This is a genomic window from Stenotrophomonas indicatrix (genome assembly GCF_050573115.1).
GTDB lineage: Bacteria > Pseudomonadota > Gammaproteobacteria > Xanthomonadales > Xanthomonadaceae > Stenotrophomonas > Stenotrophomonas lactitubi_A.
In genome coordinates this window covers 866,919-892,019 of sequence record NZ_JBNYZT010000001.1, presented here as the reverse complement: position 1 = coordinate 892,019, position 25,101 = coordinate 866,919, and the positions used below count along the sequence as shown (strand labels likewise).

Below are 25,101 nucleotides of genomic sequence, written 5' to 3'. Positions count from 1 at the left end.
AGCAGTAGGGGGAGGGCGGCTTACAGGCCGGCCCAGGCTTCCACTTCTTCGACGAAGTGGTGCACGTCCAGGTAACGGTTGTAGAGCGGGGTGGGCGAGATGCGGATGACGTCCGGTTCGCGCCAGTCACCCAGCACGCCGATGGCGCGTAGATGTTCGAACAGGGCGCGTCCGCGCTCGCGGCCGCCGATCACCCGCAGCGACAGCTGGCAGCCGCGCCGCTCCGGCTCGGCCGGGGTGACGATCTCCAGTACCTGCGGCAGGCGCGCGCGCACCAGTGCGTCGAGCATGCCGGTCAGTGCCAGCGACTTGCTGCGCAGCGATTCCATGCCGGCACGTTCGAACAGGTCCAGCGACGCACGCAGCGGCGCCAGGCCGAGGATCGGCGGATTGCTCAGCTGCCAGCCCTCGGCGCCAACCGCGGGCTGGAACTGCGGGGCCATCTGGAAGCGGGTGGCTTCTTCATGGCCCCACCAGCCGGCAAAGCGCGGCAACGTGGTGTCGCGATGATGGCGTTCGTGCACGAAGGCGCCGGCCACGGCGCCCGGGCCGCTGTTGAGGTATTTGTAGTGGCACCACACGGCGAAGTCCGGGGCGACGTCATGCAGGTGCAGCGGCAGGTTGCCGACCGAGTGCGCCAGGTCGAAGCCGATGCGCGCGCCCTGCAGGCGTGCCGCGCGGGTGATCGCATCCAGGTCGAAGGCCTGGCCGCTGCGGTACTGCACGCCAGGCCACAGCACCAGCGCCAGGCGCGGACCGTGCGCGGCGATCGCGCGTTCGATCGCGGCCATCGAGATCGTGCCGTTGGCTTCATCCGGCTGTACTTCCACCAGGCAGTCGGCCGGGTCGAAGCCATGGAAGCGGATCTGCGCTTCCACCGCATGGCGGTCGGTGGGAAATGCGCCGGCTTCCATCAGGATCACCGGGCGTTCGGCCGTGGGCCGGTAGAAGCTGACCATCATCAGGTGCAGGTTCACGCTCAGCGTGTTCATCGCCACCACTTCGCTGGGCAGTGCGCCGACCACGCGTGCCAGCTGCGCGCTGACCAGACGGTGGTACGACAGCCATTGGGTCGGCCCGGTGAAGTGACCTTCCACCGCCAGCTCGCCCCACTGCTTCATCACTTCCTGCACCGCCGCCTGCGCGCCGCGCGGTTGCAGGCCCAGCGAGTTGCCGACGAAGTAGGTCTGCTCACCACCACCGTGGCGCGGAATCAGGAATTCCTGCCGCAGCGGCCGCAGCGGATCGGCGGCATCAAGGGCAATGGCGTGGGTGCGGCTGAGCAGGTCGGACATGGTCGGGCAACAGGCTGCAACGGGGCTGCCAGTGTAGCGCCTGGGGCATGACCCGGTGCCTGCCAACCCAGCACCAGCGCCGCATGACCTGGTAGTCGCCAACCTTGGTTGGCGCACGCGCGACCAAGCGCCAACCAAGGTGGGTATCTGCCAGCGCGGGAGCGCCCAAGCGCCCACCAAGGTGGGCATCTACCAGCGCGGGAGCGACCGAGTGCCCACCAAGGTGGGCATCTACCAGTGCGGTGGCGCTGTCAGGCCGTCGCCGGTGCCGGCAACGGATCCACGTGGCCACACTCGCTGCAGGTGCGCAGTTCCAGGCTGGCCTGGTAGCGCGCGAACACCTTCGGCAGGTCGGTCTCGATGTTCTGCAGCGTGAAGTACTCTTCGTACAGCTTGTGGTTGCAGCGCTCGCAATGCCAGATCACGCCATCGCGCTCATGCGGCAGGCGCTTGCGTTCCACCACGAGGCCGACGCCGCCGGGTGGGCGCCGCGGTGAGTGCGGCACCTTGCCCGGCAGCAGGAAGATCTCGCCGGCGCGGATCGGGATATCGCGCACCGCGCCATCCTCCTGCACCTTCAGCACCATCTCGCCTTCCAGCTGGTAAAACCACTCCGGGCCTTCGTCGTAGTGGAAATCGGTGCGGCTGTTCGGCCCGCCGACCACCATCACGATGAAATCGCCGTTGTCGATCATCTTGTTGCCGACCGGCGGCTTCAACAGATGCCGGTTTTCCTCGATCCAGCCCAGCAGGTTGATGGGGGAGGCAAGCATGGGAGTGTCCGTGGGAGGGAGGGTCAGTCGCGGCGGCCGCGGCGCGGAACGTAGGACAGGGCCTTCTCATATGCAGGCTGCAGGTCTTCCGGTGCGCCCACGTCGATGCCCATTTCGCGCACGCGGCCATCCTTCAGGCTGTACACCCAGCCGTGCACCATCAGCTTCTGGCCGCGGGCCCAGGCGTCCTGCACGATCGTCGAGCGGCAGGCGTTGACCACCTGCTCGATCACGTTCAGTTCGCACAGGCGTGCATGCTTCAGCTCCGGCTCTTCGATCGCATCCATGATCGCCGAGTGCTTCTGTGCCACGTCACCCACATGGCGCAGCCAGTTGTCGGCCAGGCCCACCCGCGTGTTGTTCAAGCTGGCGTGCACGCCGCCGCAGCCGTAGTGACCGACGATCAGGATGTGCTTCACCTTCAGCTGGTCCACGGCGTACTGGATCACGCTGAGGCAGTTCAGGTCGGTGTGCACCACCACGTTGGCCACGTTGCGATGCACGAACACCTCACCCGGGGCCATGCCGATGATCTGGTTGGCCGGCACGCGCGAGTCGGAGCAGCCAATCCACAGGTATTCCGGGTGCTGCTGCTTGGCCAGCTGATGGAAGAAGTCGGGATCTTCCTTCTCGATCCGGTCTGCCCATTCGCGGTTGTTCTGCAGCAGCTTGTGGATGTCTTTCATGTTCGGGGTCCCTGACGTCGGGTGGGGGCAAGGCGCGGCCGTTCTGGTCGCGTCGTCGCGGGAAACAGGGCGCTCAGCTGCCTGCGGCGGCTTCGTCGCGATACCGGCGCATCCACTGCGCCAGTTCGGTGGAATGAGGGTTGTCCAGGCGTTCCAGTTCGGCCATCACTGCCTGCTGGTTGGCCTCGGGGTGGTTCTGGCTCAGCTTCAACGTCAGCTGCACCTGTTCGACGGTGAAGCGGAAGCCGACGATGCCGCGCAGCTGGCGGCGGTGGTCGTCACGCTCGGGTTCGAACCGCCAGTCCTGGCCGACGCTGGCTTCGAAGCGGTCGCCCGTATCGCTGACCAGCTGTGCCAGGGCATCGGTATCGTCGAACGTCTGCAGCTGGCCGCGCAGCTCGGCAGCGGCGTAGTTCCAGGTAGGCACCCGCGCGGCAGGCTCCTTGTCCGGGTACCAGCTGGCCGATATATAGCCATGCGGCCCGTCCACCAGCACCTTGGCCGCACCGTTGTGGCGTGCCTGCGGGTTGGCACGGGCCCAGTGGCCGCGCAGTTCGATGTGGTCGCCGTCGCGCTGGTACAGCACCGGCAACCGGGTCAGTTCCGGCAAGCCATCGCCACCGGCGGTGAGCACGGTGACGAATGGATCACGCGCCAACAGGCGATCCAGCCACTGCAGGTCGGTCTGTGCGAAAGCGCGTGGGGTGAACATCGACTGGCCTCAGGCGCGACTGCCGAGTGACTGCACCATGCGCCCGCGCAGGCCTTCGTCGCTGCCCGCCTGCGGTGGCTGCACTTCATGCAGCGAGAAGCCGCGCACCAGCGCATCTTCTTCGTCCAGGCCTTCGTACTCGACGAACTCGGCGTCGAACAGCTGCGAGCGGGCGGTGTCCTCGCTGTCGTAGCTCAGCGTATTGCCATCGCTGTCGAGCACTTCGGCGGTGCCGGCCTCGCGGATGCGCAGGCGTGCCCAGATCAGGGTGTTGCCGAGGCTGGCCAGCCACCAGCTGTCGCGGACGTGGGAAAGGTCGTTCATGTGTGTCTTACCAGAGCGAGGCCAGCCAGAGCAGGGCAGCCATGCCCAGTCCAGCCAGCAGGGTCAGCAGCGATACCCAGGCGGGCGTCGCCAGCCCGGACAGCGACCGGTCCGGCTGGGTGCGGTATTCGCGCCGCAACAGCCAGCCCAGCGCATCGGGCTTGAGGAAGGCGCCACTGCCGAAGCGCTGCGCCAGCGCCGGATGGCGATCGCGCACATGCACCAGGGTCAGCGGCCAGAAAATCACGAAGGCACTGAACCCGGCCACTGCAACGCCGACGAAACACAGGGCGAAGAACAGGGTCATGGGGGCAGTACCTCCGTGGTCGTGCGTGTGGGCTTAGAAGTCCGCGCTGCCCGGGGCGCGCGGGTAGGGGATCGCATCGCGGATGTTGGACAGGCCGCAGACGTAGACCACCAGACGCTCGAAGCCCAGGCCGAAGCCGGCATGCGGTACCGAGCCGTAGCGGCGGAAATCGCGGTACCAGCTGTAATGCTCGCGATCCAGGCCGAACTGCGCCATGCGTGCATCCAGCACATCCAGACGCTCTTCGCGCTGGCTGCCGCCGATGATCTCGCCGATGCCGGGGGCCAGCACGTCCATCGCCGCGACGGTCTTGCCGTCATCGTTCAGGCGCATGTAGAAGGCCTTGATGTGCTCGGGGTAGTTGGTCACCACCACCGGGCGCCCGACGTGTTCCTCGGTCAGCCAGCGCTCGTGCTCGGTCTGCAGGTCCAGGCCCCATTCGACCGGGAAGTCGAACTTCTTTCCGGACTTCTGCAGCAGGGCGACCGCATCGGTGTAGTCGATGCGCTCGAACGGTGCGTTGATGAAGTCTTCCAGCTTGGTGATCGCGTTCTTGTCCACGCGCTCGGCGATGAAGGCCAGGTCGTCGCCGCGCTCGTTGAGCACCGCGCGGAACAGGTACTTCAGGAATTCTTCGGCCAGGCGGGCGTCTTCGGCCAGGTCGGCGAAGGCGATTTCCGGCTCGATCATCCAGAACTCCGCCAGGTGGCGGGTGGTGTGGCTGTTCTCGGCGCGGAAGGTCGGGCCGAAGGTGTACACCTTGCTCAGCGCCAGGCAGTAAGCCTCGACGTTCAGCTGGCCGGACACGGTCAGGAAGGTTTCCTTGCCGAAGAAGTCGCGGCTGAAGTCGATCCCGCCCTGGGCGTCACGCGGCAGGTTCACCATGTCCAGGGTGGACACGCGGAACATCTGGCCGGCGCCTTCGGCATCGGAGGTGGTGATGATCGGGGTGCTGATCCAGTTGAAGCCGTTCTCGTGGAAGAAGCGGTGCACGGCCTGGGCCAGGCAGTTGCGGATGCGGGTGACGGCGCCGAACAGGTTCGTGCGCGGGCGCAGGTGCGCCACTTCACGCAGGAACTCCGGCGTCATCGGCTTGGGCTGGATCGGGTAGGTGAGCGGGTCTTCAACCCAGCCGACCACCTCGACCGCGCTGGCCTGGATCTCAAACGACTGGCCCTTGCCCTGCGACTTCACCAGCGTGCCGGTGGCCACCAGCGAGCAGCCGGTGGTCAGGCGCTTGATTTCGTCGAAGTTGGCCAGCGCGTCGCCGGCCACGACCTGGATCGGGGCGAAGCAGGAGCCGTCGGTCACATTCACGAAAGCCAGATTTGCTGAACCGCGCACCGTGCGCACCCAACCGCGTACCGTGACTTCGCCACCTTCCGGGATCTTCCCGGCAAGCGCATGTTCAACGCTGACCACCGTCATGACTTGAATCCTCTGCTGATCGACTCGATCTCTGAACACGGGAGTTTACCGGTTGCAGCGTTCTGCTTGCGAGGCATTTCTGCGGTCATCGGCTCCCTATAATGTCCCGGTACCTCTGGAGTGATCCACCATGGCTGTCAGCCTGACCCCTATTGCCTTCGAGCGCGTGCAGCGCTTCGTCGCCCAGACCCCCGGCGCGCTGGGCCTGCGTTTTGGCGTGACCAAGACCGGCTGTTCGGGCTGGGGCCACATCACCGACCTGGCGCGCAACGAGCGCGCGGACGACACCGTGTTCGACCAGGACGGGGTGAAGATCTATGTCGACGCCAAGAGCCTGGCCCTGGTGGACGGCACCGTGATCGACTTCGGCAAGCACGGCCTGAGCGAGACTTTCACGTTCAGCAACCCGAATGCCACCGCGGAGTGCGGCTGCGGCGAGAGCTTCACCACCGACGCCGACAAGGCCTGAGTGCTGGCGGGGCCAGGCCCCGCTTTGGTAGCTGCCGACCTTGGTCGGCACGGGAGCAGGGTGCCCCCGGTTCAGCTGGCCCGGTTACCCACCGGTTGCCCAGCCCCCCCATCTGCGCCATAATGCGCGGCTTCCTGCCTCCTTGGCAGGATCCCTTGCCCCACCGCGGTATCAACGGCGGGGGGCTGTCCGGCCGCAAGGCCACATCCGAAAGGTAGAAAAACATGAGTCGTCATTACGAAATCGTGTTCATGGTCCACCCGGACCAGAGCGAGCAGGTCCCGGCCATGATCGAGCGCTACAAGTCGCTGGTCGAGAACGGCAACGGCACCATCCACCGTCTGGAAGACTGGGGCCGCCGCCAGCTGGCGTACCCGATCCAGAACCTGGTGAAGGCGCACTACGTGCTGCTGAACATCGAAGTCGACCAGGCTGTTCTGACCGAACTGACCGAGAGCTTCCGCTTCAACGACGCCGTGCTGCGCAACCTGGTCATCAAGCGTGACGAGGCTGACACCGAGCAGTCGCTGATCATGAAGAGCAAGGACGAGAAGGGCGACAAGCCCGAGCGTGGTGAGCGTCGTCGTCGTGATGACGAAGAAGGCGAAACCACCCCCGCCGCTGACAACGATGCCGGCGACGACGCCGCTTCGGCCGCCTAAGGAGCACTGACATGTCCAAGTTCTTCCGTCGCCGCAAGTTCTGCAAGTTCACGGCTGAAGGTGTCAAGGAGATCGATTACAAGGATCTCAACACCCTGCGCCAGTACCTGACCGAGAACGGCAAGATCGTGCCGAGCCGCGTCACCGGTACCAAGTCGAAGTACCAGCGTCAGCTGGCGACCGCCGTCAAGCGCGCTCGCTTCCTGGCTCTGATTCCGTACACCGACAACCACGACGTCTGATGCCGGCGGGGCAGCTTCGCGCTGCCCCCGCTGTGCCAGCTATTCGGACAGCCTTTGTTGCGGGGCCCGCGCCTCGCTAACGAATAACTTATCTGGAGCAATACCATGCAGCTGATCCTCCTGCAGAAAGTCACCAACCTCGGCAACCTCGGCGACCTGGTCGACGTGAAGCCGGGCTACGGCCGTAACTTCCTCGTGCCGCAGGGCAAGGCCGTTCCGGCCACCGAGAGCAACAAGGCCGAGTTTGAAGCCAAGCGCGCTGATTACGAAGCCAAGGCCCAGTCCATCCACGCCGACGCTGAAGCCCGCAAGGCCAAGCTGGAAGGCGCGAGCGTGACCGTCGCCGCCAACGCTTCGACCGAAGGCAAGCTGTATGGCTCGGTCGGCGCGCGCGAAATCGCCGATGCCTTCACCGCTGCCGGCCTGCCGCTGAGCAAGAGCGAAGTCATCCTGGGCGAAGGCGCCTTCCGCAACATTGGCGAGTACGAAGTCCTGGTGCACCTGCACGCGGACGTCGAGACCACCGTCAAGGTCGTGGTTGAAGCCGAAAAGGCCTGATCCCACGCCGCAAGGCCTGGTATCACCAGAACGGGCGCCCGCAAGGGTGCCCGTTTTGTTTTGGGCGAAGGCGACCCGGCCGGGCCAGTGTTTGGCGGGTGACGCATGTGCCGGCGGATTCAGGATGAATCCATGAATATCAACACGTTGCTCTCATTTTCCGGACACGGGTCGGTGTCCCGGGCGGCCAGCGGCGACGCCGGAGAGTAGGGGCGGGCATGAGCGCGGAGCTTCCTCCCCCGGTCATCCCGCCCGTGGAACATTCGCCCCGCTATACTCATTCCATTGCGTCACCCTTGGCCTTGTTGAATTCTTTTGAAATCAAGGGCTTGAGGTGCTGGCTGACCTGACATCCACTATGGTGGTGGCCGTAAGGCCCTTGCCCGGAACCCAATCACGCCATGCGTCTTTCCACGATCAAGCTGTCCGGTTTCAAGTCCTTCGTCGATCCGACCACGCTGCACCTGCCGACCAACATGACCGGCGTGGTGGGCCCCAATGGCTGCGGCAAGTCAAACATCATCGACGCCGTGCGCTGGGTCATGGGCGAGAGCTCGGCCAGCCGCCTGCGTGGTGACTCGCTCACCGACGTGATCTTCTCCGGTTCCAACGCCCGCAAGCCGGTTTCGCAGGCCACCGTCGAGCTGATCTTCGACAACTCGGATCACACGATTTCCGGCGAGTACGCCTCGTTCAACGAGATCTCGGTCAAGCGCACAGTCAGCCGCGACGGCAGCAGCAACTACTATCTCAACGGCACCAAGTGCCGCCGCCGCGACATCACCGACCTGTTCCTCGGCACCGGCTTGGGCCCGCGCAGCTACTCGATCATCGAGCAGGGCATGATCAGCCAGATCATCGAGGCGCGCCCGGAAGACCTGCGCGTGTACCTGGAAGAGGCTGCAGGCATCTCCAAGTACAAGGAGCGCCGCAAGGAAACCGAAACCCGCATCCGCCACACGCGCGAGAATCTGGATCGCCTTGGCGACCTGCGCGATGAAATCACCAAGCAGCTCGAACACCTCAAGCGTCAGGCCAAACAGGCCGAGCAGTACCAGGCGCTGCAGGAAGAGCGCCGGGTCAAGGACGCGGAGTGGAAGGCGTTGGAGTACCGCGGCCTGGATGGTCGCCTGTCCAAGCTGCGCGAAGGCCTGTCTCAGGAAGAAACCAAGCTGCAGCAGCTGATCGCCGACCAGCGTGACGCCGAGGCGCGGATCGAGACCTCGCGCGTGCGCCGCGAGGAGGCCGCCGATTCGCTCAACGCCGCGCAGGCCGAGGTCTACCAGGTGGGCAGCACGCTGGCCCGTCTCGAACAGCAGATCCAGCACCAGCGCGAACTGTCGCAGCGCCTGCACAAGGCGCGCGATGAAACCCGCCAGGCGCTGGCCGAACTGGGCCAGCACATCAGTGGTGACGAAGCCAAGCTGATGGTGCTGCGCGAAGCGGTCGATGCGGCCACCCCGCAGCTGGAAGAGCTGCAGGAAGAGAACGAGATCAAGCAGGAAGGCCTGCGTGAGGCCGAAACGCGGCTGTCCGATTGGCAGCAACGTTGGGAGCAGCACACTTCGCAGAGTTCGGAAGCCTCGCGCGCAGGTGAGGTCGAGCGCACCCGCGTGGACTACCTGGACAAGCAGATCCTTGATGCCGATCGTCGCCGCGAAGCACTGGCGGCCGAGCGCGCAGGCCTGGACGTGGATGCGTTGGATGAAGTCTTCGAACAACTGCACCTGCAGCACGACACGCAGAAGACCGCGCTGGATGAACTGACCGAACAGGTCGAGGAGCGCAAGCACGGTGTCGCCGCCGTGCAGGAGCAGCAGCGCAGCGGCCAGAACGAGCTGGCAGAGCTGCGCAAGCAGGTCAATGGTCTGCGCGGGCGGCTGTCCTCGCTGGAAACTCTGCAGCAGGCCGCACTCGGCCAGGAGCAGGGCGCGGCGGTGGCATGGCTGAAATCGCGTGGCCTGGATTCGGCCGCGCGCGTGGGCGAGCGCCTGGACGTCGATGCCGGCTGGGAAAACGCAGTGGAAAGCGCTCTCGGTCAGTTGATCGAAGGCGTACTGGTCGATGACCCGGCCAGCCTGGTCGATGCATTGGGCGAGCTGGGCGAGGGCCGCATCGCATTGGTCGCCAATGACGGCGCGGACCTGAAGGTTGCACCGACCTCGCTGGCTGCACGCGTGCGCGGCCCGGCGCCGATCCGTCGCCTGCTTGCGCGCCTGCACGGCGCGCGCGACCTGGCCGAAGCCAATGCACTGCAGGCCAGCCTGCCTGAGGGCGATTCCATCATCACCCAGGGCAGCGAACGCCTGGGCGAGGGCTGGGTGCGCGTATCGCGCTCCGGCGCCGCGAAGCAGGGCGCGCTGCTGCGCGAACGCGAAATCAACGAGCTGCGCGAGCAGATCGAGCAGCTGCAATCGCGCGAAGCCGAGCTGGAAGAACAGCTGGCCGGTTTCCGTGAGCATCTGTTGGCGGCCGAACAGCAGCGCGAGGATGCGCAGCGGGCGCTGTACCTGGCGCACCGTGCAGTGTCCGAACTGGCCGGCCAGCTGCAGGGCCAGCAGGGCAAGGTCGAGGCGGCACGCACACGCATCGACCGCATCGAAGGCGAGCTCAGCCAGTTGCTGGAGACCTTGGACATCAATCGCGAGCAGGCGCGGGAAGCGCGTTCGCGGCTGGAGAATGCGGTCAACAGCATGGGCGACCTGGAGTCGAACCGGCAGGGCCTGGAGGGCGAACGCCGTCAGTTGACCGAGGCGCGTGATCTGGCCCGCGACGCCGCCCGCGCGGTACGCGAGCGTTCGCACGCGTTGGCGCTGACCCTGGAATCGCAGCGGGCCCAGGTGGCGTCGTTGAGCCAGGCGCTGGAACGCATGAGCACCCAGCGTGGCCAGCTTGATTCCCGCTTGGGCGAACTGCATTCGCAGCTGGACGAAGGCGATACACCGGTCGAGTCACTGCAGGCCGAGCACCAGAACGCGTTGGAAGAGCGTGTGCGTGCCGATCGCGTGCTGACCGAAGCGCGCACTCTGCTGGATGGCATCGACGCCGAACTGCGCAATTACGAGCAGACCCGCCACCAGCGCGACGAGCAGGCGTTGGCCCAGCGCGAGCGTATTTCGCAGCGCAAGCTGGACCAGCAGGCGCTGGTGCTCAGTGCCGAAACCCTGCAGGGCGCAGTGGAGAAGGCCGGTTTTGTGCTGCAGGATGTGGTCAACGCGCTGCCCGAAGAGGCGCGCCTGGGCGACTGGGAACAAGCCGTGCACCAGATCGATGGCCGCATGCGCCGGCTGGAGCCGGTCAACCTCGCCGCGATCCACGAATATGGCGAAGCATCGCAGCGCTCGGAATATCTGGACGCCCAGCACATGGATCTGACCACGGCGCTGGAGACTCTGGAAGATGCGATCCGCAAGATCGACCGCGAGACCCGTGGCCGTTTCAAGGACACCTTCGATCGGGTAAACGCCGGGGTGCAGGCGCTGTATCCGCGCCTCTTCGGCGGCGGCCACGCCTACCTGGAGCTGACCGGCGAAGACCTGCTCGATACCGGTGTGACCATCATGGCGCGCCCCCCGGGCAAGCGGGTGTCGAGCATCTCGCTGCTGTCCGGTGGTGAAAAGGCGATGACCGCCGTGGCGCTGGTGTTTGCGATCTTCCAGCTCAACCCGGCGCCGTTCTGCCTGCTGGACGAGGTGGACGCGCCGCTGGATGAAGCCAACGTCGGCCGCCTGGCCAACATGGTCAAGGAAATGAGCGAGAAGGTGCAGTTCCTGTTCGTCAGCCACAACAAGGCCACGATGGAAGCGGCGCACCAGTTGTCGGGCGTGACGATGCGCGAACCGGGCGTCAGCCGCCTGGTCAGCGTGGACCTGGAAGAAGCCGCGCGATTGGCGGGCGCGGCCTGACGTGCCATCCTAGTTACCTGAATGAACTAGCCGGAGAACCTAACGAATGTCCGACACGGCACTGTTGCGCATCGGCATCCTGGCCGCCGGCCTGCTGTTGGTCGCTGCGATCTTCCTGTTTGGCCGTCCGAAGAAGAAGCCCCAGGGCCGTCGTCTGGACAGCGCCGAATCGACCAGCGGCGAGCGCCGCGAGCCGGTGCTGGGCGAGGATGGCGTGCCCGTGGCCGACGGTCGCGTCGAGCCTGGCATGGGCGATGCGGTCGAGCAGGCCGAACTGGGACTGTCCGACGTCGATGGCGCGGCCAACGACCTGGGCAAGCGCGCGACCCAGGATTTCGACAAGATCGTTTCGCTGTTCGTGGCCGCCCGCGCCGGCGAACAACTGCGCGGCGAAGACATTGTCGTGGCAGCGGAAAAGACCGGCCTGGTGTTTGGCCACATGAATGTCTTCCACAGGTTGGTCGAGGGTCATCCCGAACGGGGCCCGATCTTCTCGATGGCCAGCATCATGAAGCCGGGCAGCTTCGACATGGGCAACATCCGCGCCATGGAAACCCCGGCCATCGCCTTCTTCCTGACCCTGCCGGCGCCGCTGACTGCGCTGGATGCCTGGGAGAAGATGCTGCCGACCGTGCAGCGCATGGCCGAATTGCTGGATGGTGTGGTATTGGATGATGGCCGCAACGCGCTTGGTCGCCAGCGCATCGCCCATATCCGTGATGAGCTGCGCGCCTATGACCGCCAGCACCAGGCCCCGCCGCTGACCAAGACCCCGCGCTGGTAAGCGCAGCAGGTCCTGGCGTGCCGACCAACGGTCGGCACCCACCAGACCAGTAGATCCACGTCATGCGTGGATGCGATCTACGCCGGTACGCCCGCCACCTTCGCGAACGCGCTGCGGAAGCGCGCCATCTCTTCCTCGGTGCCCACGGTCACGCGCACGCGCTGCGGCCAGATCGGCCAGCTGCGGCCGATCACCACGCCGTTGTCCGCCATGGCCTTGGCGAAGGCAGCGCCGTCGCGCTGTACATCCACCACGAAGCAGTTCGCTTCCGTCGGCAGGCAGTCGAAGCCACGCTTGCCCAGCCAGACGATGGTGGCCTGCCGGGCCTTGGCATTCTGCAGGCGTCGCTGCGGAATCAGCTGCGGGTCACGCAGGCTGGCCAGTGCCGCCGCCAGGGCAGGCACCGGTAGCGGATTCTCGCCCAGGCTGGCCAGCTCGCGCAGGCGCTCGGGATGTGCCACCGCCACGCCAAGGCGCAGGCCGGCCATGCCGTACAGCTTGGAGAAGGTACGCAGCACGATCAGGTCATCGCGTTGGGCCACCTGTGCAATCAGGCTGGGCTGTTCGCTGTACTGCAGATAGGCCTCGTCCAGCAGCACGCGGGTGCCTGCCGGCTTGTTGGCCAGCAGCCAGGCCAGTTCGTCGGCGGGACTGATCGAGCCGGTGGGATTGTTGGGATTGCACACGTACAGCAGGCCGGTCGGTCGCGCGTGTGCGGCGGCCACCATCGCGCGCAGGTCGTGCGCACCATCGCTGCGCAGCGGCACCTTGTGCACATGGGCGCCGCGCGCGGCTGCCATCTCACCCAATGTCTCGAAGGTCGGGTCGGCCACCACCAGGCCCGCCTGCGGGCCGGTCCATAGCGTCGCCGCACGGTTCAGCGGTTCGCTGGAGCCCGGATACAGGCGCACGTGGTTGGCGGGAATTCCGGCTTGGGCGATGAACGCGTCGCGTACCTCACCGGCCAAGGCGAAGCGGTAACGGCCGCAGCTGGCGATGCTGTCGCGTGCCGCCTGTTGGGCAGCGGGCGAGGGGCCATACGGGCATTCGTTGAAGTTCAGCAGCACCGCGCCCACATCGGCGTTTGGCGCGGCAACGGCCGCTGGCTGTGCCTGGGCCGACCGAGGCAGGCCGCTGCTGGCAAGGGCGAGGCCGGCGCCGGCCAGTTGCAGGAAGTGGCGGCGGGAGGCGGGCAAGGTCACAGGGGCGGTTCCGGAAGGGCGACCGACGCACGCTAGCGCTGGCAGTGATTGCCGGCAAGCGGTTGGGTAGAGCCGATGCCACGCTCGACTGCTGTTCGCCGCCCGTTGAGCCTGGCTCGACGCTACAGACAGGGGCTGACGCGCAGGCGCGGTAGAATTCCCGGCCATCCCAGAACCCGCGGATTCCGATGAGCACCAGCCCCGCCGAACGTGCCGAAGACCTGCGCCGGCAGATCGCCCAGGCCAATCGTGCCTATCACGAGCTGGATGCGCCGGAGATCCCTGACGTCGACTACGACCGTCTGGTGCGTGAGCTGGAGGCGCTGGAGCGCGAGCATCCTGATCTTGCCCGTGCCGACAGCCCGACCCAGCAGGTGGGCGCCCGCCCGTCGGGACGCTTCGCCGAAGTCACCCATGCGGTGCCGATGTTGTCGCTGTCCAATGCCTTCAGCGATGAGGAAGTCGCCGACTTCGTGCGCCGCATTGATGAGCGTCTGCGCCGCGGCACCCTGCGTTTTTCCGCCGAACCGAAGATGGATGGCCTGGCGATCAGCCTGCGTTACGAGGATGGCCATTTCGTGCTGGGCGCCACCCGTGGCGATGGCAGCACCGGTGAGGATGTGACCGCCAATCTGCGCGAGATCGGCGACATCCCCAAGCGTCTGAAAGGCAAGGACTGGCCGGATGTGCTGGAAGTGCGCGGCGAGGTCTACATGGCCCGCGCCGACTTCGAGGCCTACAACGAGCGCGCGCGCCTGCACGGCGGCAAGGTGCTGGCCAATCCGCGCAACGCCGCGGCCGGTTCGCTGCGCCAGCTTGACCCGAAGATCAGTGCGCAGCGCAGGCTCAGTTTCTTCACCTACGGCACCGGTGACGTGCAGGGCGGTGAGCTGCCCGACACGCATTCGGGCACGCTGGCACAGCTGCGCGAATGGGGCTTTCCGGTCAGCGACCTGTGCAAGGTGGTGGAGGGCAGCGACGGCCTGCTGGCCTATTACCGGGACATCGGCGAGCGTCGCGACAGCCTGGCATTCGATATCGATGGCGTGGTCTACAAGCTCGATGACCGCGCCGGTCAGCAGACCATGGGCTTCGTTTCGCGCGCACCGCGCTGGGCCATCGCGCACAAGTTCCCGGCGCAGGAACAGAGCACTACCCTGGAGGCCATCGAAATCCAGATCGGCCGCACCGGTGCTGCCACCCCGGTGGCACGTCTTGCGCCGGTAGCGGTGGCTGGGGTGATCGTCTCCAACGCCACCCTGCACAACGCTGACCAGATCGCGCGGCTGGACGTGCGTGTGGGTGACAGCGTGATCGTGCGCCGTGCTGGCGATGTGATCCCGGAAGTGGTCAGCGTCATCCTCGACCGACGCCCTGCGGGCACCACGCCCTGGCAGATGCCGACCAGCTGCCCGGTGTGCGGCTCGGAGATCGTGCGCGAGGAGGGGGCCGCCGCGTGGCGCTGCTCGGGCGAGCTGTCCTGCCCGGCGCAGCGCAAGGAAGCCATCGCCCACTTCGCCTCGCGACGGGCGATGGATATCGACGGCCTTGGCGACAAGTACATCGAAACCCTGGTGGACGCCGGCATCGTCAAGAGCGTGGCCGATCTGTACCGCCTCACCCGTGACCAGCTGCTGCACCTGAAGCTGGTGCTTGATGCTGAAGACCCTTCGGCACTCGCAGCCAGCCTGAAACTGCACCTGCCGGCCGAAGGCAGCGGCGCGGTGCTCAACGCCGTGTTGAAGCTGGATGGCAACGATGCCGGATGGCGTGCGCAGGCATTGGCGCAGCCGGCAGCCTTCGAATGGAATACGAAGAAGATCGCCACCAAGTGGGCGGACAACCTGATTGCTGCGATCGACGCCAGCCGTGATGCGACGCTGGAGCGACTTCTGTTCGCGCTGGGCATCGAGCACGTTGGCGAGAGCACCGCCAAGGCACTGGCACAGTGGTTTGGCGATCTGGCGTTGATCCGTCGTCTGCCGTGGCCGCTGTTCAAGCGCGTGCCGGATATCGGTGGCGAGGTGGCGCGCTCGCTGGGCCACTTCTTCGAACAGGAAGGCAACCAGCAGGCCATCGATGCGCTGCTGCAGGTGGGGCAGGTACGTATCAGCGACGTGCACCCGCCGAGCGCAAAGCTGCGCGAAGGTCTTGACCTGGCCCAGCTGCTGGTTGAAGCGGAGATTCCCGGCATCACCCGCCTGCGTGCCGAGAAGCTGGTCGCCGCACTGCCCAGCGCACAATCGGTGCTGGACGCCGAGCACGGCCAGTTCGTCAACGCCGGCCTGCCCGATGACACCGCGCGCGGCGTCGCCGACTGGCTGGACAGCGAGGGCCATGGCGCGATGCTGCTGGCGGCCGAAGTGGAGATGAAACACATCCTGGCCAGTGCACCGGCCCTGGCCGAAGTGGTGGCAGGCCCGCTGGACGGGCAGACGGTGGTGCTCACCGGCACGCTGGCCCAGCTCAATCGCGATACCGCCAAAGAGCGCCTGGAGGCGCTGGGGGCCAAGGTATCCGGCAGCGTCTCGAAGAAGACCAGTTTCGTGGTGGCCGGCACCGAGGCCGGTTCCAAGCTGGACAAGGCGCAAGCGCTGGGCGTTCCGGTGTGGGATGAAGAGCGCCTGCTGGCCTACCTCGCCGAACACGAATGATGAACCGGCCGGGTGCGCAGGCGCCCGGCACGCAACCGCAGAGGAACACTGATGCAGACCGCTCCGCTGGATTTCCGCCTGGCCACCCGTGCCGACGAGGAACTGCTGATCGCGCTGATGCGCGATTTCTACGCCGAAGACAAGATCGAATTCGACGATGCGCGCGTGCGCCGTGGTGTCGATGCGCTGCTGGCTGATCCGCGCAACGGTGAAGTGCTGCTGTGGCTGGACGAGGCCGCAGCCGTCGTCGGCTATGCGGTGATCGCGATGGGCTTCAGCCTGGAGCAGGGCGGCCATTTCATGCTGCTGGACGAGCTCTATCTCAGCCATCGCGCACGCGGCCGTGGCCGTGGCAAGCGGGCACTGGCCATCTGCGAACAGCGCGCGCGGGGGCGCGGCGTGAGCCGGCTGCGGTTGGAGGTCAATCATCACAACGAACTGGCGCGCCGCCTGTATCTGGCCAGCGGCTACATCGATGACACCCGCGATCTGCTGACCCTGCCGCTGGACCATTCACGCCCGGAGGGCATCCTGTGAGCGAGGCGCTGCTGCGCAGCCTGCAACAGCGCTCTACCCTCAATGCGCTGGTGCGGCGCTTCTTTGCCGAGCGTGGCGTGCTGGAGGTGGAAACGCCGATCCTGTCGGTGGCCGGCAACACCGAGCCGAACATCGACAGCTTCCACACCGATTTCAGCGGTCACGTCGATGCGGGCGGTCGCCGCCGCTGGCTGCGCACCTCGCCGGAGTTTCCGCTCAAGCGACTGCTCGCTGCCGGCGTGGGCGACTGCTATGAGCTGGGCCGGGTGTTCCGCAACGGCGAAGCGGGCGGCCGCCACAATCCCGAGTTCACCATGCTGGAGTGGTATCGGGTTGGCTGGGACCACCATCGGCTGCTGCAGGAAACCGCAGAACTGGTGGGGCAGGCACTGGCGCTGGTGGGACGCAGCGCGACGTTGCGTGTGCTGAGCTATCGCGAACTGTTCCAGCAGCACGCAGGCGTGGACCCGTTCGATGCCGACGAGGCAGCGCTGCGCGCCGCGCTGGGTGAGGTGCACATCGATCCGGTGGGCCTGACCCGCGATGACTGGCTGGATCTGTTGATGACCCACCGTATCCAACCGCATTTCGATGACGGGGTCATGACCGTCGTCCACGACTGGCCCGCCAGCCAGGCGGCACTGGCGCGCATCCGCGCCGGCACACCGCCGTTGGCCGAGCGTTTCGAGCTGTACCTGGGCACGGTGGAACTGGCCAACGGTTATCACGAACTGAACGATGCGGCTGAACAACGCGTGCGTTTCCAGCATGACCTGCAGCGCCGCCACGCGCGCGGACAGGTACAGCCCGCATTGGATGAAGCGTTGCTGCAGGCACTGCCTTTGATGCCCGACTGTGCCGGCGTTGCCGTTGGCATCGATCGCCTGTTGATGGCGATGCACCGTACACCGCGCATTGCAGATGTACTTGCATTCGATTTCGCCAACGCATGACCCGACGATTTCCCATGGACCTGGCAGGCTGAACGAAAACGCGCTTTTCCGCGCTTGATTCAGCAAGCACGATGATGCTCTTATCACAGTCGATACCGCACACTTGCGTCGTGGTTCATCCATTCATGGGGAAGGCTTTGGTCAAGTGGTTTGCGGTCGTAGCGGCACCGATGTACTCCGTGGCGATATGGGGTGGCCTGCTTCCGTCGACCGCATCGGCGCAGTCGCTTGGCTATGACAGCGAAGTGGTGACCTGCGAATCCCGTGACATGGGCTGGGTGCACTGTGATATCGACGTCAGCAACGGCGTCGACCTGATCCGCCAGTTGTCCAGCAACAGCTGCATCCGTGGCAGCGAGTGGGGCACCGACCGCAGTGGCGTGTGGGTGACCCTGGGCTGCCGCGCCGAGTTCCGCGCGCGCCGTGCAGAGAATGGTGCTGTGCCCTCGGCCGAGGGTCGCAAGCGTCTGGTGCGGCGGGTCGTGCGCTGTGAGTCCAACGGTCGCCCGCAGAGTTGCCCGGTACGCCTGGACGGTGCGCCGGTGCGGCTGCTGCGGCAGCTGTCGGTGCTGCCGTGCCGGGAAGGGCAGGGCTGGGGCTACAAGCGCAATGAGGTATGGACCACCCGGGGGTGCCAGGGTGACTTCGAGGTGGCCGACGAGCAGGGCCGTTTCGTCGACATGCCGCGCCGGCTGACCTGCGAATCCAAGTCCAAGAAGCGCCGCTTCTGTGGCGCCAGCATCTCCACCAGCGCCACCATTTCCAACCAGCTTTCCAGTACCCCATGCGAGGAAGGCAGTACCTGGGGCTGGAACCGCAACGGCATCTGGGTTGACGGCGGCTGCCGCGCCGAATTCTCGGTGAACTGAGTTCCGACGGGTCCATCCGCGCGTGGCGTGGCCCTACAATGGGCCCATGAATACCGCCACCGACCTCGACTACGCCCGCTACGACCACATCCGCCCGATCCTGTGGACCGGCGATACCCTGCAACTGCTTGACCAGCGCAAGCTGCCGTTCGTGGTCGAGCATGTGGCCTGCCATGACAGCGATGAGGTGGCTGCCGCCATCCACGCCCTGACCGTGCGCGGTGCGCCGGCCATTGGCATCGCCGCCGCCTGGGGTGTGGTGCTGGCCGCACGTGATGTGCAGGCCGCGGACGGCGCGCATGCCCTGCAGCAGCTGGAGCCAGCGCTGCAGCGACTGAACGCCTCACGCCCGACTGCGGTGAACCTGGCCTGGGCGCTGGCACGCATGCGACGTTGCCTGAGTGCCGCCGGTGCTGACTGGAAGGCGCTGCTGGAGGCTGAAGCACAGGCCATCGCTGAAGAAGACCTGGCCGCCAACCGTCATATGGGCGCCCTCGGTGCCGGCCTGATCGAGGCCGGCAGCGGCGTGTTGACCCATTGCAACACCGGTTCGCTGGCCACCGCCGGCTTCGGTACGGCGCTGGGCGTGATCCGCGCCGGCATGGCCCAGGACCGCATTGCCCGGGTGTTCGCCGGCGAGACCCGGCCGTGGTTGCAGGGTGCGCGCCTGACCGTGTGGGAGCTGCAGCAGGATGGCATCGACGCGACGCTGATCGCCGACTCGGCCGCTTCGCACCTGATGAAGACCGGTGCCGTGCAGTGGGTGATCGTGGGCGCCGACCGGATCTGCGCCAACGGCGATACCGCAAACAAGATCGGCACCTACCAGCTGGCCATCGCGGCCCGCCACCACGGGGTGAAGTTCATGGTCGTGGCACCGTCCTCGACGGTGGACATGGATACCGTGGACGGCAGCCAGATCGAGATCGAGCAGCGCGACCCGGGCGAACTGTACGGCGTGGGCGGCACCCGCACCGTGGCCGAGGGTATCGCTGCCTGGAACCCGGTGTTCGATGTCACCCCGGGCGAGCTGATCGATGCCATCGTGACCGAGCGGGGGGTGATCCTGAACCCGACCGCGGAGAACATGCGCGCCGCCTTCGGCGGCTGATGCGGCACGGGGTCGGAGCCCTTTCCACAGGAAAGGGCTCCGACCCCAGCCCCGGTAGCGCCGGTCGCTGCCCGGCAAACCCCTAAGTTCCTGATTTGTGCCGGTAAAATCACCGTAAAAGCGGGCGGAAAACGGCCCCGTGTGGTAGAATCCAGCGGTTGAATCGAGGTTCCGGCACGACCGCCCCCGGGTGGATGCGCCGGACTGGACCGCTACCAGACAACGGAACCCGAATGGCAGAAACCGCCAAGGAAATCATCCAGGTCAACCTGGAAGACGAGATGCGCAAGAGCTACCTCGATTACGCCATGAGCGTGATCGTGGGGCGCGCGCTGCCAGATGCGCGCGATGGCCTCAAGCCGGTGCATCGTCGTGTGCTGTTTGCGATGAATGAACTCAACGCGCACAGCAACAAGCCCTACTTCAAGTCGGCACGTATCGTCGGTGACGTCATCGGTAAGTACCACCCGCATGGCGACCAGTCGGTGTACGACACGCTGGTGCGGTTGGCACAGCCGTTCTCGCTGCGTTACATGCTGGTCGATGGCCAGGGTAACTTCGGTTCGGTCGACGGCGACTCCGCCGCGGCGATGCGATACACCGAGGCGCGCATGTCGCGGCTCGCGCATGAGCTGATGGCGGACATCGACAAGGAAACCGTCGATTTCCAGCCCAACTACGACGAGAAGGAACTGGAGCCGACGGTCATGCCGACCCGGTTCCCGAACCTGCTGGTCAATGGTTCGGCCGGTATCGCGGTGGGCATGGCGACCAACATTCCGCCGCACAACCTCACCGAATCGATCAATGCCTGCATCGCGCTGATCGACAATCCGGAAATCGATATCGACGGCCTGATGGAGTTCATCCCGGGCCCGGATTTCCCGACCGCAGGCATCATCAACGGCACCGCCGGCATCATCGCCGGCTACCGCACCGGCCGTGGCCGCGTGCGCATCCGTGCCAAGGCGGATGTCGAAGTGGCCGACAACGGCCGCGAATCGATCATCGTCACTGAAATTCCTTACCAGGTGAACAAGGCGCGTCTGATCGAGAAGATCGCCGAGCTGGTCAAGGAAAAGAAGATCGAAGGCATCAGCGAGCTGCGCGATGAGTCCGACAAGGACGGCATGCGCATCTACATCGAAATCAAGCGCGGCGAGTCGGCCGAGGTTGTGCTCAACAACCTCTACCAGCAGACCCAGATGGAGTCGGTGTTCGGCATCAACATGGTGGCGCTGGTCGACGGCCGCCCGCAGTTGATGAACCTCAAGCAGATGCTGGAGGCCTTCGTCCGCCACCGTCGCGAAGTGGTCACCCGCCGCACCGTGTTCGAGCTGCGCAAGGCGCGCGCCCGTGCCCACGTGCTGGAAGGCCTGACGGTTGCGTTGGCCAACATCGACGAGATGATCGAACTGATCAAGACCTCGCCGAACCCGGGTGAAGCACGCGAGCGCATGCTTGCGCGCCTGTGGGAGCCGGGCCTGGTCGGTTCGATGCTCGGCGCCGCCGGTGCCGAAGCCTCGCGTCCCGATGACCTGCCCAAGGGTGTGGGCCTGATCGAAGGCGGCTACCAGCTGACCGAGATCCAGGCGACCCAGATCCTGGAAATGCGCCTGCACCGCCTGACCGGGCTGGAGCAGGACCGCCTGACCGAGGAATACAAGCAGCTGCTGGAAGTGATCGCCGGGCTGATCCATATCCTGGAAGATCCCGACCGCCTGCTGCAGGTAATCCGCGAAGAGCTGATCAACGTGCGTGCCGAGTTCGGTGACGAGCGCCGTACCGAGATCCGCCACAGCGAAGAAGATCTGGACATCCTCGACCTGATCGCCCCGGAAGACGTGGTGGTCACCGTCTCCCACGCCGGCTACGTGAAGCGCCAACCGGTGAGCGTGTACCGCGCGCAGCGCCGTGGCGGACGTGGCCGCAGCGCGGCGTCGACCAAGGAAGAGGATTTCATCGAACAGCTGTGGCTGGTCAACACGCACGACACGCTGTTGACCTTCACCAGTTCGGGCAAGGTGTTCTGGCTGCCGGTGTACCAGCTACCCGAAGCCGGTTCCAACGCCCGCGGTCGTCCGATCATCAACTGGATCCCCCTGGAGCCCGGCGAACGCGTGCAGGCCGTGCTGCCGGTGCGCGAGTACGCCGATGGCCAGTTCGTGTTCTTCGCCACGAAGAACGGTACGGTCAAAAAGACTCCGCTGGGCGAGTTCGCCTTCCGTCTGGCCCGCGGCAAGATCGCGATCAACCTCGACGAGGGCGATGCCCTGGTCGGCGTCGGCCTGACCGATGGCGAGCGCGACATCCTGCTGTTCGCCTCCAACGGCAAGACCGTGCGCTTCGGTGAAGACAAGGTCCGCTCGATGGGCCGTACCGCTACCGGCGTGCGTGGCATCAAGATGCCGGCCGGCGAGGAAGTGGTCAGCCTGATCGTGGCCGAGAGTGCTGGCGGCATCGAGGATGAGAACGAGGACGACAACGGTGTCGAGGAAGCCATCGCCACCGGCGATGCGCTGATCGAAGGTGCCGACGACGCCAACCTGCGTTACATCCTCACTGCCACCGAAAACGGCTACGGCAAGCGCACCCCGCTGCCGGACTACCCGCGCAAGGGTCGTGGCACGCAGGGCGTCATCGGCATCCAGACCACCGAGCGCAATGGCAAGCTGGTCGCCGCGGTGCTGATGGGTACGGACGATGAAGTCCTGCTGATCTCCGACGGCGGCACCCTGGTGCGTACGCGTGGCTCGGAAATCAGCCGCGTCGGCCGCAACACCCAGGGCGTGACCCTGATCCGCCTGTCCAAGGACGAGAAGCTGCAGGCGGTGGAGCGCATGGATGCCTCGATCGACGAGGACGAGGACGAGGTGGCTGCCGCCACCCCGGCCGCGACCGACGGCGCACCGGCTGCTGCCAGCAGCGAGGACGCCGCGCAGGAGTGATCCTGCCGCGACACTGAGGTACCCGACGACGCCGGCCTTGCGCCGGCGTCGTCGTGTCTGCGATCGAAAATACGCACGCACTTCACGGTGACGGTGGCATAAGGGCGCATGCTGCCCCCGGAGATCGTCGATGTCCGCCACGCCGCAGTCCGCGTCCGCCGCAACGCCCACGGCCCGCCACCCGCTCATCACCGTCCTCGCCCTGTTGCTGATCGTGCTCGGCCTGATCATCGGCGGGCTCGGTGGCTGGCTGGCCAGCCTCGGGGGCTCGTGGTCCTACGCCATCGCCGGCCTGGGCCTGCTGGTGTGCGGCATCCTGTTGTGGGGCAATCGCCGTAGCGGTGCGCTGCTGTATGCACTGGTCTTCCTCGGCAGCCTGCTGTGGACCTGGTGGGAATCGGGAAGCGATTACTGGCGCTGGGTGCCACGGCTGGGCCTGGTGACGGCGCTCGGCATCGTCCTGGCGTTGCTGACGCCGACCCTGCAGGCGCCGGTACCCAAGCGTCTTTCACGCAGCGTGGCCGCTGTGCTGATGCTGGTGTTCGTGGCTGCCTTCGGCCTCGCGTTCGCTCCCCATGGCCTGGTCGACGGGCATCAGCCGTTCCCGGAGCCCGCGGTCAGCGCCGGGCTCGATCCGACCCGTGATACCACCGGTCTGCAGCCGGCCGACCAGCCGGCGGAGGGCGACTGGCCAGCGTGGGGGCGCAGCAATGCGGCCACCCGCTATTCGCCGCTGCAGCAGATCACCCCTGAAAACGTGGGAAGCCTGCAACTGGCATGGCAGTTCCGCACCGGCGACCTGCCGAAGAAGCGTTGGGGGGCGGAAACCACGCCACTGAAGATCGGTGATCGGTTGTACCTGTGCACCGCCCGCAATCAGCTGATCGCGCTCGATGCCGGCAACGGCAAGGAACTATGGCGGTTCGATCCAAAGGTGAAGGATGCCTCGATCCCGTACACGGCCGCTTGCCGTGGTGTGTCCTATTACGAACAGCCCAGCGCACCGACCCTCGCCGATGCCGCGCTGGCTGACGTGGCCGCCGATCTCGCGCTGCCTGCACCACCGCCGACCCGTACCAGCCGGAGCGCTGCACCCGGCAGCCGCGCCGCCTGCAGCGCGCGCATCATCGAAGGCACGCTGGACGGCCGCCTGATCGCGGTGGATGCAGACAGCGGTCGCCCCTGCGCCAACTTCGGCAACAACGGCCAGGTCGACATCACCTTGGGCATGGGCGAGGTGCCACCGGGTTACGTATCGATCACCTCGCCGCCGGCGATCGTCCGCGGCGTCATCGTCACCGGCCACCAGGTGCTGGATGGCCAGCGCCGCGACGCGCCCTCCGGCGTCATCCAGGCCTACGAGGCGGTCAGCGGCAAGCTGCGCTGGGCGTGGGACATGGACCAGCCCGAGCGCAGCGGCCTGCCACCGCGCGAGCAGACCTACACGCGTGGCACACCGAACATGTGGACCACCGCGACCGGTGATGAAGCGCTGGGCCTGGTGTACCTGCCGATGGGCAATGCCGCGGGCGACTACTGGAGTGGCTCGCGCACGGAAAACCAGAACAGATACGCGACCTCGCTGGTCGCCATCGATGTAGCCACGGGCAAGCCGGTCTGGCATTTCCAGGCGGTGCGCAAGGATGTCTGGGATTACGACCTGGGTTCGCAGGCCAGCCTGATCGACTACCCGACGGCATCGGGCAAGGTGCCGGCGATCCTGCTACCCACCAAGCAGGGCGATATGTACATCCTCGACCGTCGCAACGGCCAGCTGCTGACCCCGGCCGAAGAGCGCAAGGTGCCGCAGGGCGGTGTAGAGCCTGAGCAGCGCGCCGCGACCCAGCTGTTTTCGCTGTACCACACGCTGCGGCGCGACGATGCGCTGACCGAGCGGGACATGTGGGGCATCACCCCCATCGACCAGCTGGTCTGCCGCATCCAGTTCCGCAAGGCGCATTACGAGGGGTTCTACACGCCGCCCAGCAGCGACCATCATTCCATCGAATACCCCGGCTACAACGGTGGCTCGGACTGGGGCAGTGTGGCCATCGATACGCGACGTGGCGTGATCGTGGCCAACTACAACGACATGCCCAACTACAACCGGCTGGTGCCGCGCGCCGAGGCCGACCGTAAAGGCTGGCTGCCGCGCGAGCAGGTCCGCGCTGATAGGGGTGGTGCCGAAGGGGCAGGGGACCCACAGGTGGGCACGCCCTATGGCATCGACGTCAACGCCGGTTGGCGGCTGCCGTTCACCGGCCTGCTGTGCAAGCAGCCGCCCTATGGCGGCATCCGTGCGATCGACCTGCGCAGCGGCAAACTGCTGTGGGACCGGCCGTTCGGCAGCGCACGCGGCAACGGCCCGTTCGGCATCCGCTCCGGCCTGCCCATTGAGATCGGCACGCCGAACAATGGCGGTTCGGTGGTGACCGCCAGTGGCCTGATCTTCATCGCCGCAGCGACCGACGACCTGCTGCGCGCCATCGACCTGAAGACCGGCAAGGAGCTGTGGCACACCAAGCTGCCGGCGGGCGGCCAGGCCAACCCGATGGTGTACGAGCAGGGCGGGCGACAGTACGTGGTGATCATGGCCGGCGGCCACCATTTCATGGAGACGCCGGCCGGGGATTACGTGATGGCGTATGCGTTGCCGCGGTGAGCCGCAGGGCAGGCAACACC

The 25,101-nt window shown here is 66.2% G+C and carries 21 protein-coding genes; 13 read left to right on the top strand and 8 right to left on the bottom strand.

From position 1 onward, the window contains the following. Nucleotides 1–20: 20 nt before the first annotated feature. The 7 genes from kynU to asnS form a co-directional block, all read right to left on the bottom strand. Nucleotides 21–1,295: a kynureninase gene (gene kynU, locus ACQ5SA_RS04030; protein ID WP_499312814.1), complete on the bottom strand. Its 1,275-nt coding sequence runs from the start codon at nucleotides 1,293–1,295 to the stop codon at nucleotides 21–23. A 251-nt stretch (nucleotides 1,296–1,546) separates the two neighbouring features. Further along, nucleotides 1,547–2,068 (bottom strand): 3-hydroxyanthranilate 3,4-dioxygenase, encoded by a 522-nt coding sequence (locus tag ACQ5SA_RS04025; RefSeq protein WP_089236108.1) that lies wholly within the window; start codon nucleotides 2,066–2,068, stop codon nucleotides 1,547–1,549. A gap of 23 nt (nucleotides 2,069–2,091) precedes the next feature. Beyond that, the gene (gene can, locus ACQ5SA_RS04020) at nucleotides 2,092–2,754 is read right to left on the bottom strand and encodes a carbonate dehydratase (protein WP_499312812.1); all 663 of its coding nucleotides are present in this window, start codon (nucleotides 2,752–2,754) and stop codon (nucleotides 2,092–2,094) included. 73 nt (nucleotides 2,755–2,827) lie between these two features. Then, on the bottom strand, nucleotides 2,828–3,466 hold the full coding sequence (locus tag ACQ5SA_RS04015) for an FMN-binding negative transcriptional regulator (protein WP_499312810.1): 639 nt from the start codon (nucleotides 3,464–3,466) through the stop codon (nucleotides 2,828–2,830). Between the two features lie 9 nt (nucleotides 3,467–3,475). After that, a complete protein-coding gene (locus ACQ5SA_RS04010; protein WP_089236105.1) occupies nucleotides 3,476–3,790 on the bottom strand; it encodes a hypothetical protein in 315 nt (104 codons plus the stop codon). A gap of 7 nt (nucleotides 3,791–3,797) precedes the next feature. Then, nucleotides 3,798–4,097: a hypothetical protein gene (locus tag ACQ5SA_RS04005; protein WP_006376524.1), complete on the bottom strand. Its 300-nt coding sequence runs from the start codon at nucleotides 4,095–4,097 to the stop codon at nucleotides 3,798–3,800. Between the two features lie 33 nt (nucleotides 4,098–4,130). Next, on the bottom strand, nucleotides 4,131–5,525 hold the full coding sequence (asnS, locus tag ACQ5SA_RS04000; protein WP_100460442.1) for an asparagine--tRNA ligase: 1,395 nt from the start codon (nucleotides 5,523–5,525) through the stop codon (nucleotides 4,131–4,133). Between the two features lie 130 nt (nucleotides 5,526–5,655). Here asnS and ACQ5SA_RS03995 point away from each other — a divergent pair, with 130 nt between their 5' ends. The 6 genes from ACQ5SA_RS03995 (at nucleotide 5,656) to zipA (ending at nucleotide 12,145) form a co-directional block, all read left to right on the top strand. Then, nucleotides 5,656–5,994, top strand: coding sequence for a HesB/IscA family protein (locus ACQ5SA_RS03995; RefSeq protein ID WP_499312808.1), 339 nt, complete (start codon nucleotides 5,656–5,658; stop codon nucleotides 5,992–5,994). A 224-nt stretch (nucleotides 5,995–6,218) separates the two neighbouring features. Next, nucleotides 6,219–6,656: a 30S ribosomal protein S6 gene (gene rpsF, locus ACQ5SA_RS03990; protein WP_025876882.1), complete on the top strand. Its 438-nt coding sequence runs from the start codon at nucleotides 6,219–6,221 to the stop codon at nucleotides 6,654–6,656. A gap of 11 nt (nucleotides 6,657–6,667) precedes the next feature. After that, nucleotides 6,668–6,898, top strand: a complete 231-nt coding sequence (rpsR, locus tag ACQ5SA_RS03985; RefSeq protein ID WP_002804494.1) for a 30S ribosomal protein S18 — start codon at nucleotides 6,668–6,670, stop codon at nucleotides 6,896–6,898. Nucleotides 6,899–7,003: 105 nt separating this feature from the next. Further along, nucleotides 7,004–7,456 (top strand): 50S ribosomal protein L9, encoded by a 453-nt coding sequence (gene rplI, locus ACQ5SA_RS03980; protein ID WP_089236101.1) that lies wholly within the window; start codon nucleotides 7,004–7,006, stop codon nucleotides 7,454–7,456. Nucleotides 7,457–7,857: 401 nt separating this feature from the next. Beyond that, on the top strand, nucleotides 7,858–11,361 hold the full coding sequence (gene smc, locus ACQ5SA_RS03975) for a chromosome segregation protein SMC (protein ID WP_499312807.1): 3,504 nt from the start codon (nucleotides 7,858–7,860) through the stop codon (nucleotides 11,359–11,361). Nucleotides 11,362–11,407: 46 nt separating this feature from the next. After that, nucleotides 11,408–12,145, top strand: coding sequence for a cell division protein ZipA (gene zipA, locus ACQ5SA_RS03970; RefSeq protein ID WP_353098600.1), 738 nt, complete (start codon nucleotides 11,408–11,410; stop codon nucleotides 12,143–12,145). A 77-nt stretch (nucleotides 12,146–12,222) separates the two neighbouring features. On the opposite strand, the gene ACQ5SA_RS03965 is transcribed toward zipA, so the two are convergent. Then, nucleotides 12,223–13,347 (bottom strand): pyridoxal phosphate-dependent aminotransferase, encoded by a 1,125-nt coding sequence (locus tag ACQ5SA_RS03965; protein ID WP_499312805.1) that lies wholly within the window; start codon nucleotides 13,345–13,347, stop codon nucleotides 12,223–12,225. A 188-nt stretch (nucleotides 13,348–13,535) separates the two neighbouring features. Between ACQ5SA_RS03965 and ligA the strand changes: the two genes are divergently transcribed. The 7 genes from ligA (at nucleotide 13,536) to ACQ5SA_RS03930 (ending at nucleotide 25,081) form a co-directional block, all read left to right on the top strand. After that, nucleotides 13,536–16,001, top strand: coding sequence for an NAD-dependent DNA ligase LigA (gene ligA / locus ACQ5SA_RS03960; protein ID WP_499312804.1), 2,466 nt, complete (start codon nucleotides 13,536–13,538; stop codon nucleotides 15,999–16,001). Between the two features lie 51 nt (nucleotides 16,002–16,052). After that, complete coding sequence (locus ACQ5SA_RS03955; RefSeq protein ID WP_499312802.1) at nucleotides 16,053–16,538, top strand: GNAT family N-acetyltransferase; 486 nt, start codon at nucleotides 16,053–16,055, stop codon at nucleotides 16,536–16,538. After that, nucleotides 16,535–17,491 carry an EF-P lysine aminoacylase EpmA gene (gene epmA / locus ACQ5SA_RS03950; protein ID WP_499312800.1) on the top strand — a complete coding sequence of 319 codons (957 nt, stop codon included), beginning with the start codon at nucleotides 16,535–16,537 and terminating at the stop codon, nucleotides 17,489–17,491. Before ACQ5SA_RS03955 ends, epmA begins: the two co-directional genes overlap by 4 nt. 137 nt (nucleotides 17,492–17,628) lie before the next feature. Continuing rightward, nucleotides 17,629–18,360, top strand: coding sequence for a DUF3011 domain-containing protein (locus ACQ5SA_RS03945; RefSeq protein ID WP_499313331.1), 732 nt, complete (start codon nucleotides 17,629–17,631; stop codon nucleotides 18,358–18,360). Between the two features lie 46 nt (nucleotides 18,361–18,406). Next, nucleotides 18,407–19,471: an S-methyl-5-thioribose-1-phosphate isomerase gene (mtnA, locus tag ACQ5SA_RS03940; protein ID WP_205405934.1), complete on the top strand. Its 1,065-nt coding sequence runs from the start codon at nucleotides 18,407–18,409 to the stop codon at nucleotides 19,469–19,471. A 233-nt stretch (nucleotides 19,472–19,704) separates the two neighbouring features. Further along, nucleotides 19,705–22,419, top strand: coding sequence for a DNA gyrase subunit A (gene gyrA / locus ACQ5SA_RS03935; protein ID WP_230111894.1), 2,715 nt, complete (start codon nucleotides 19,705–19,707; stop codon nucleotides 22,417–22,419). A 130-nt stretch (nucleotides 22,420–22,549) separates the two neighbouring features. Next, nucleotides 22,550–25,081, top strand: coding sequence for a membrane-bound PQQ-dependent dehydrogenase, glucose/quinate/shikimate family (locus ACQ5SA_RS03930; protein ID WP_499312797.1), 2,532 nt, complete (start codon nucleotides 22,550–22,552; stop codon nucleotides 25,079–25,081). Nucleotides 25,082–25,101 lie beyond the last annotated feature (20 nt).